The sequence below is a fragment of the Mycobacterium sp. 1245852.3 genome (assembly GCF_001669335.1).
Lineage (GTDB): Bacteria > Actinomycetota > Actinomycetes > Mycobacteriales > Mycobacteriaceae > Mycobacterium > Mycobacterium europaeum_A.
The window spans coordinates 1-7,417 of the sequence record NZ_LZLL01000245.1 but is presented as its reverse complement, the minus strand read 5'-3'; the positions used below and the strand labels follow the sequence as shown (position 1 = coordinate 7,417).

The 7,417-nt window shown below is 67.5% G+C and carries 6 protein-coding genes and 1 pseudogene; 3 read left to right on the top strand and 4 right to left on the bottom strand.

Going from position 1 to position 7,417, the window contains the following annotated elements; translation table 11 throughout:
- Positions 1-1,291 (top strand): lysylphosphatidylglycerol synthase transmembrane domain-containing protein (locus A9W96_RS10900; RefSeq protein WP_197499484.1); only part of this gene is annotated, 1,291 nt, incomplete at its 5' end.
- 4 nt (positions 1,292-1,295) lie between these two features.
- Here A9W96_RS10900 and A9W96_RS10895 read toward each other — a convergent pair.
- Positions 1,296-3,929: a GH92 family glycosyl hydrolase gene (locus A9W96_RS10895; protein ID WP_067139666.1), complete on the bottom strand. Its 2,634-nt coding sequence runs from the start codon at positions 3,927-3,929 to the stop codon at positions 1,296-1,298.
- 202 nt (positions 3,930-4,131) lie between these two features.
- On the opposite strand from A9W96_RS10895, the gene A9W96_RS10890 reads away from it, so the two are divergent.
- Positions 4,132-4,809: an LpqN/LpqT family lipoprotein gene (locus A9W96_RS10890; RefSeq protein ID WP_067139664.1), complete on the top strand. Its 678-nt coding sequence runs from the start codon at positions 4,132-4,134 to the stop codon at positions 4,807-4,809.
- Positions 4,810-4,849: 40 nt separating this feature from the next.
- Positions 4,850-5,335 carry a hypothetical protein gene (locus A9W96_RS10885; protein ID WP_066877618.1) on the top strand — a complete coding sequence of 162 codons (486 nt, stop codon included), beginning with the start codon at positions 4,850-4,852 and terminating at the stop codon, positions 5,333-5,335.
- Positions 5,336-5,347: 12 nt separating this feature from the next.
- On the opposite strand, the gene A9W96_RS10880 is transcribed toward A9W96_RS10885, so the two are convergent.
- The 3 genes and pseudogenes from A9W96_RS10880 to A9W96_RS10870 form a co-directional block, all read right to left on the bottom strand.
- Complete coding sequence (locus A9W96_RS10880) at positions 5,348-6,034, bottom strand: PAS and ANTAR domain-containing protein (RefSeq protein WP_066866367.1); 687 nt, start codon at positions 6,032-6,034, stop codon at positions 5,348-5,350.
- Positions 6,035-6,218: 184 nt separating this feature from the next.
- Entirely contained in the window at positions 6,219-6,974 is a 756-nt protein-coding gene (locus tag A9W96_RS10875; RefSeq protein WP_066877616.1) for a Mut7-C RNAse domain-containing protein, read from the bottom strand.
- Positions 6,971-7,417, bottom strand: a pseudogene (locus A9W96_RS10870) (galactokinase); the annotation flags it as partial. The pseudogene A9W96_RS10870 and the gene A9W96_RS10875, both read right to left, overlap by 4 nt.

Sequence of the window (7,417 nt, the reverse complement as noted above, 5' to 3'; positions counted from 1 at the left end):
CGACCGCCAGATCGCCCACGGTGACCTGCGCAGCCACCACATCACCGTGGAGGACGACACCGTGATGTTCGGTGGGTTCGGCAGCGCCGAATACGGGGCCACCGAGGCCCAACTGCAATCTGACATCGCGCAGCTACTGGTGACGACGTCCGCGCTCTACGAGCCGAAGTCCGCGGTGCGCGCGGCGATCGAGGTGTTCGGCAAGGACACCATCCTGTCCGCTTCGCGCCGGCTCACGAAAGTCGCTGTGCCGCGATTTATTCGGCGGTCCATACCGAACTCTGGAACCGTCATCTCCGGCGCACGGGCCGAGGTCAAGCGCCAAACCGGTGCCGACCAGATCAAGCCTGCGACCATCACCAGGTTCACCCGCAGCCAGATCGTGCAGCTGGTGCTCTTCGGCGCGCTGGTCTACGTCGCCTACCCGTTCATCAGCACGGCACCCACGTTCTTCTCCCAACTGCGGACGGCGAACTGGTCGTGGGCGCTGCTGGGGCTGCTGGTGTCGGCGCTCACGTATGTCGGCGCGGCAGCCGCGTTATGGGCCTGCGCCGACGGCATGGTGAACTTCTGGACGCTGTCAATCGCGCAGGTGGCCAACACCTTTGCCGCCACCACCACCCCGGCGGGCGTCGGCGGTCTGGCGCTGAGCACGCGGTTCCTGCAAAAGAGCGGCTTGTCGGCGATGCGGGCCACCGCGGCGGTGGCGCTGCAGCAGTCGGTACAGGTGATCGCCCACCTGGCGCTGCTGGTGCTGTTCAGCGCCGCCGCCGGGGCCTCGATGAACCTGCGGCATTTCGTGCCGAGCGCGACGCTGCTGTACCTGATCGCCGGGATCGCGCTGGGCATCGTCGGTGCGTTCCTGTTCGTGCCCACGCTGCGCAAGTGGCTGGCGACCGAGGTGCGACCGAAGCTGAACGAGGTGGTGACCGATCTGGTCAAGCTGGCCCGCGAACCGCGGCGGCTGGCCCTGATCCTGCTGGGTTGTGCGGGCACCACCCTCGGCGCGGCGCTGGCGCTGTGGGCCAGCATCGAAGCCTTCGGTGGCGGAACGACTTTCGTCGCCGTCACGGTGGTCACCATGGTCGGCGGCACGTTGGCCTCCGCCGCTCCCACGCCCGGCGGTGTCGGGGCCGTCGAGGCGGCGCTGATCGGTGGCCTGGCCGCGTTCGGGGTGCCGGCGGCGGTCGGCGTGCCCTCGGTCCTGCTGTACCGGGTGCTGACCTGCTGGCTGCCGGTCTTCGTCGGCTGGCCGGTGATGCGGTGGCTGACCAAAAACGAGATGGTCTGAGGACCTAGTTCTCGGATTCGGCCTGTGCGACCACGAGAACCGTTGAGGTGCGCACGCTTCGGCCGACCGTGGTGGTCAAATACGCCAAGTAGAAGTCCTCGGGCACCGACGGCGCGACCGAGATGGAAACGGTGACGCTGGCCGACCCGTCGGCGCGGAATTGACCCGATGCCGGCCGCACGCCGATCCCGACATCGGAGGAGGTGCCCGCGACGGTGTAACCGTCGGCGGTGTCGGTCATGCGTTGCGCATCAAGGGTGACGGTGCCCGTGCCCCCGGGCGCGATCGTTACGACGGGTTGAGCAACGTTGACGGCCACCGCCGAGCTGCCGGCCCCGAACGACGGCGGCGCATCGGATTGCGCTGTGCCCCAATGCTTGTCGGGATAGGCGGCCAGCGAGTACGCCAGTGTGCCGCCGGTGCGGATGATCGACTCGGGCAGCGACGTCTGGTCGGTGGCCTGCCCGTCGACCTTGAGGCCGCTGATGTATTTGAGGTGGTGCGGTCCCGAGGCGCCCGGCGCGAAGATCCGGATGAATTTGTTTGCCGGCAGCGCGATTTCGACACGGTCGAACAGCGGCGCGCCGACGGTGAGGATCGGCGTTCCCGGGGTGGCCGGGTACAGCCCCAGCGCCGCCCACACGTACCAGCTGGCCAACGCGCCCAGGTCGTCGTTGCCCGGCTCACCATCGGCGGTCGGGGCGAACAACCCGCGCACCCGGTCCACGGTGTGCTGGGTCTTCCATGGTTGACCGATGTAGTTGTACAGCCACGGCACACCGAAACTCGGTTCGTTGCCGGCCCACAGGTAGGGCTGGTTGGGACCGACATTGAGCTTGTCGGTGAAGCGGTCGAGCCGGTCGGCCACGGCGGCGCGGCCGCCGAGCGCGGTCACCAGTCCCGCCACGTTGTGGGGGACCGACCAGACGTACTGTTCGGCATTGCCCTCGTCGTAGCCGACCTGGCCGAAGTTCTCCGGGGCCACCACGAACCCGGGACCGGGGCGGAAGAAGCCGGTCCAGCTGCGCGGCAAGACGTATCGCGTGGTGGGGTTGAACAGGTTCTGCCAATACTGCGCCCGGTTCGCGAATTCGGTGGCGGTCGCGGCGTCACCCAGCGAGTCGGCGAATCGGGAGATCGCGAAGTCGTCGATCGACCACTCGAGGGTGATCGACGCGTCGGCGATCCAGCCGTTGCGGCCGAACTCCAACGTGAACGGCGCATAGCCGAACCGCAGGTAGGTGCCGATGCCGCGACGCTCGACGTAACCGGCCAGGCCCACGCCGCCTTTGGTCGCCCCGTTCACCATGTAGCGCAACGCCTTTTGCGTGTCGAAGTCCTTGGCGCCGAACGCATTCCAATTCACGATCAGCGGGGTCACGCTGTCCCCGCTCATCTCCCCGGTCGCGGCGTTGGCGAACGCCCAGCGCGGCAGCGCTCCACTCTGCTCGGCGTCGTTCACCAACGATTGGGCCATGTCGCTGGCCCGCTCCGGAAACAGCAACGCCTGCAGCGCCGCCAGGCACCGGTAGGTGTCCCAGTCGGAGAAGTTGGCATACTGCGTGTGCCCGGCGGCGACCGTGTGGATGGAGCCGTCGAACCCGACGTAGCGTCCGTCGGCGTCGTTGAACATGTTGGGGTGCAACAGGGATCGATACAGGGAGGTGTAGAAGGTGGTCAGGTCGTCGACGTTGCGGCCGGCCACCGAGACGCGGGACAACGCGGCGTTCCAGTCGCGGGACGCGGCGCCGCGAACGTCGTCGAAGCCGGCCGAGCCCTCGGCCGCCAGGTTCGCCCGGGCCCCCTCGATCCCGACGTAGGAGATCGCGGTGCGCACCTCGAGCGTCGAGCCGGCCGGGAATTCGACGTATCCGCCGGCATACGGCGCGTTGGCGCTGCGGGCGCCGGGGTAGACGGCGGTGCCGTCCCAGGACCCGTAGCCGGTGAAGGGCTGGCTGAACTTCATCGCGAAGTACACCGTGTAGGCGTTCGGTTTGTCGCAGAATCCCCCGCTGGTGGCCCACCCCGTGATCGTGGTGTTGTCCTCCCCGATCTGGATGGTCGCGCGCGAGTTGCCCGCCAACGACGAGCCCGAGCGCACCTGCAGCAGCGCGGGCCGGCCGTTGCGCGGATAACTGAAACGGCCGACGCCCGTGTGCGCGGTGGCGGTGAGTTCGGCCTTCACGCCGGTGCCGGGGAACCGCACCGCGTAATAACCGGGCACGCCCTGCTCGCTGTCGTCGTGGGCGATGCCTTCGGTGGCGTTCCAGGGTTGCGGGCCGATCCCGCCGGTGACCGGCAGCATCGAGATGTCGCCGAACGCAGCGCATCCCACCGACGCGTGGGTCATGCTGAAGCCGGTGGCGCGCGGGTTGTCGTAGTTGTAGCCGGCGTAGTTGCCGACGGTGTCCGGCGAGTACTGCACCATCCCGAAGGGCACCGTGGCACCGGGGAAATTGTTGATCTCCCCGACCGTCTCGCCGCCCGTCCCGGTGCCGATGAGCGTGGCGACGTGGTCGACCGGATTCGCCACGAACACCGGCGGACCGTCGTATCCCCTGGGTGGGGCCGCCGCGATGAAGACCATGAAGACAGCCGACGCCGCGATGACCGCAATGAGGGCCCGCCGCGACCGCATACCTGTCTAATACTCCGATAACGAACCGAAAACGCCGTATTCGTGGGGCGTTTCGGCCGGCGAATTGGACAACTATTGGGGCCGCACCGGGTCGCGGGCAAAAACTCCAAAAGATACCGGCAAACCGTCGAGGTTTTTCCGTTACTGTCATGCCCAGCACGGCTGGCGCTGGTACCGGCCCAATTTTCGGGAGATTGGATCGATGAAACATTTGACGCTAGCAACCATTTCCGTGGCGCTCAGTCTGGCGCTCGTCGGTTGCGGCCACGACCACAAATCCGGCGATAAAACGTCGACTTCCACTTCGACGACGACGTCGACTGCCACGTCGACGTCGTCGCAGACCGGCGCGCCACCCGCGGCGAAGGCCAAGTACACCATCGCCGACTACGTCAAGGACAACAACATCGCCGAGACACCCGTGCACCACGGCGACCCCGGCCCGAACGTCGACCTGCCGGTGCCCGCGGGCTGGCAGCTCAACCAGAACTCCGGCACCTCCTACGGCGGCATCGTGCAGAGCCAGCCCGCCAATCCCGCCGATCCGCCGACCGTCTCGGCGCTGTACTCCAAGCTGAGCGGCAATGTCGATCCCGCGAAGCTCATCCAATTCGCTCCGGGCGAGGTCCAGAATCTGCCCGGATACCAGGGCACCGGCAACGGCTCGGCGTCCACGCTCGGCGGCTTCCAGGCCTGGCAGGTGGGCGGCACGTACCAGCGGGGCGGCCAGACCCGGGTCATCGCGCAGAAAACCGTGGTGATTCCCAGTCAGGGCGCGGTCTACGTGCTGCAGCTCAACGCTGACGGGCTGGAAAGCGACCAGGGCCCGCTGATGGACGCCACCAACATCATCGACGACCAGACCACCATCACGGGCTGAATGGCGGGCCGCGGGGCGCGGTTGCCTCTACGGTGAACGCATGACAGAGCAGTCGTATGCGGTGGACGCCGGTCATCCACCGTCGGCGCTGATGCGTCTGGTCAATCCGGTGATGGGGTTCTTGCTGCGCAGCCCGCTGGCCGGGCTGGCCCGCAAGCAGTTCATGGTGCTGAGTTTCACCGGGCGAAAGACGGGACGCGCTTATTCAATTCCGTTGAGCGCCCATGTGATTGACGGCGAGCTGTACGCGCTGACCGGAAATCCGTGGAAGCAGAACTTCCGCGACGGCGGACCGGTCCAGGTCGTTTACGACGGCAAGACGACGGCGATGCGCGGCGAGCTCATCCGCGACCGGGCCGTCGTCTCCGACCTGCTGGTGCGCTGCGCCGAGTCCTACGGGGTCCAGCGCGCGCAGCGCATGATCGGGTTGAAGTTTCGCGACCAGCGCATCCCGACCCGCGACGAGTTCGCCGAGGCGGTCGACCGGCTGCATCTGGGTGCGGTGCGGCTGAGTCCGGCGCCCTAGCACCGCACCCGCTCAGGTGGTGTCGCCGCTCTCGGGCGCGCGCAGGTGGGCGCCCCGCAGGCGCTGGTCGAATCGCGAGCGCGCGGTGATGACCTCTTTGCCCAGCGCCGAGAAGTCCTCGGCGATCCGTTGGGCGAGCAGTCCGAGCTTGGTGTTTCCCGACTGGGACAGCGTTTTGAGCATGTTGAACGCGGCGTCTTCGTCGATGCCGTAGATCAGCATCAGCATGCCCTTGGTCCGCTCGATCACGCCGCGGCGCCCGGCGATTTCGGCGACCTTCGCGCTGATGGATTCCTCGCGGCTGCGCGCGGGCGTCGGCGTGACTTCGATGTAGAAGCCGTGCGTCCCGACGACGTTGCCGTCGTCATCGCAGAATTGGTCGCCCACCACCAGGACGTGATGGATCATGCCGCCGGTGTCCACGATGCGATGCCGTGTGCTGAATGCCTGACGACGCCTGATCATGTCGTTGATGCCGTCGGTCACCTGAGGACGATCGGCCGGATGCTTGTGCGACAGCACCAGTTCCGTGGTGGGTGTCACCGTGCCGGGTTGGTACCCGTGCATGCGCTGGACCTGGTCGGACCATACCCAGCGGTGGCCTTCGAAGTAGAAGCGGAACCAGCCCACGGATTGTGGGGTGGCGCCGGCCAGCCCCCGCTCGATCGCTGCGGCTTGGCTGTCTAGATTCCAAGCCACGGCTGACGTTTCGCGTAGTGGGCGGCAGAATTCGGTAGCGATCGCAGCTGGATCGCTACCGCCCGGGCGGGAAAACCGGTACTGCACATGCAGGAGTGGGATACCCCCATGGGGGTTAGGTTACATTTTCTGACCACTGGTCATGCCCGGAATCTCAAAATTGCCGGGCGAGTAAGTTTGGCGTTCAGATCCGGCGCCGCAGGCGTTCGACGAGGGCGACCAGCTTCGCGTGGTGCGACCCGGCCCAATAGATGCGGCCGCATTGCGTGCACCGGCTGAAGTCGTCGTAGTGCTCGCGGGTCAGCGGCTCCAGCTCATCGATCACGTCCTCCTTGGCGACCGGAGCCAACATGCCGTTGCAGCGCACACACCGGCTCAGCGGCGCCAGCCGTCGCTCCAAATCGAGCCGGCGGAGCACGGCGACCGCCTGCTCCTCCGGATCGTCCGAGCGAACAAACAGGCCATGGGTGACGGCGCGGCGCTTCAACAGGCCGCGGTCGCGGGTCAGCAGGATGCGCCGCTGCGCGCCGCTGATCTCGGCCAGGGTCTGGTCATCGGCGTCGTTCGACCACCACACGTCGAACCCGAACAGCCGCAGCAACCACGCGAGCCGGCCGAGGTTGACGTCGACGACGAAGCGCGGGTCGCGCAACGGCACGGGCCGAAGCCTGCCGGTCGGGCCGATGTCGAGCGCCTCGAACACCGGATAGGCGGCGACGCGGTCCCCGGAGACCGGGCGGTAATCGAACCCCCGGGCCGCATCGTTCACCAGGATGAGGTCGACCTCGGTGTGCGGAATTCCCATCGCCTCCAACACATCTTTGACGCTCTGGTGGGGTTTGAAGGGCCGGCGCACCGTGTGCCCGCGTAACGGCGCCGCGACGAAGTCATTGAGTTCGGCGTATGCCCGAACTTCGATGTAGCCGGTCGGCTCGCTCACGCCGGTCCCGCGCCCGCGGCCGCGCGGGTTCGGGTGACGACGGGCTGCTCGAACCCGGCGTCGGCCACGGCCCGTTGCACCGCCTCGCCGACCGCATTCGCGCGCTCGTGCGGCACCAGCGCGATCACACAGCCGCCGAAGCCGCCGCCGGTCATCCGCGCGCCCAGCACGCCCGCGCGCACCGCGGTCTCGGCGATCAGGTCGATGCGTTCGGTGGTGATGCCGAAGTCGTCACGCATGGAGGCGTGCGAGGCGGTGAAGATCCTCCCGGCTTCGGAATAGTCCGAATTACGCAGCGCCGCAACGCAATCGATGACCCGCTGGTTTTCGGTCAGCACGTGTCGGGCGCGCCGGGCGTCGGCGGGATCGCGCACGGCCGTCAGGTCGACGGGCCCACGATCGGCGGCCTCACGCAGCGAGGACGCCGACAGTTCGGCCGCCGC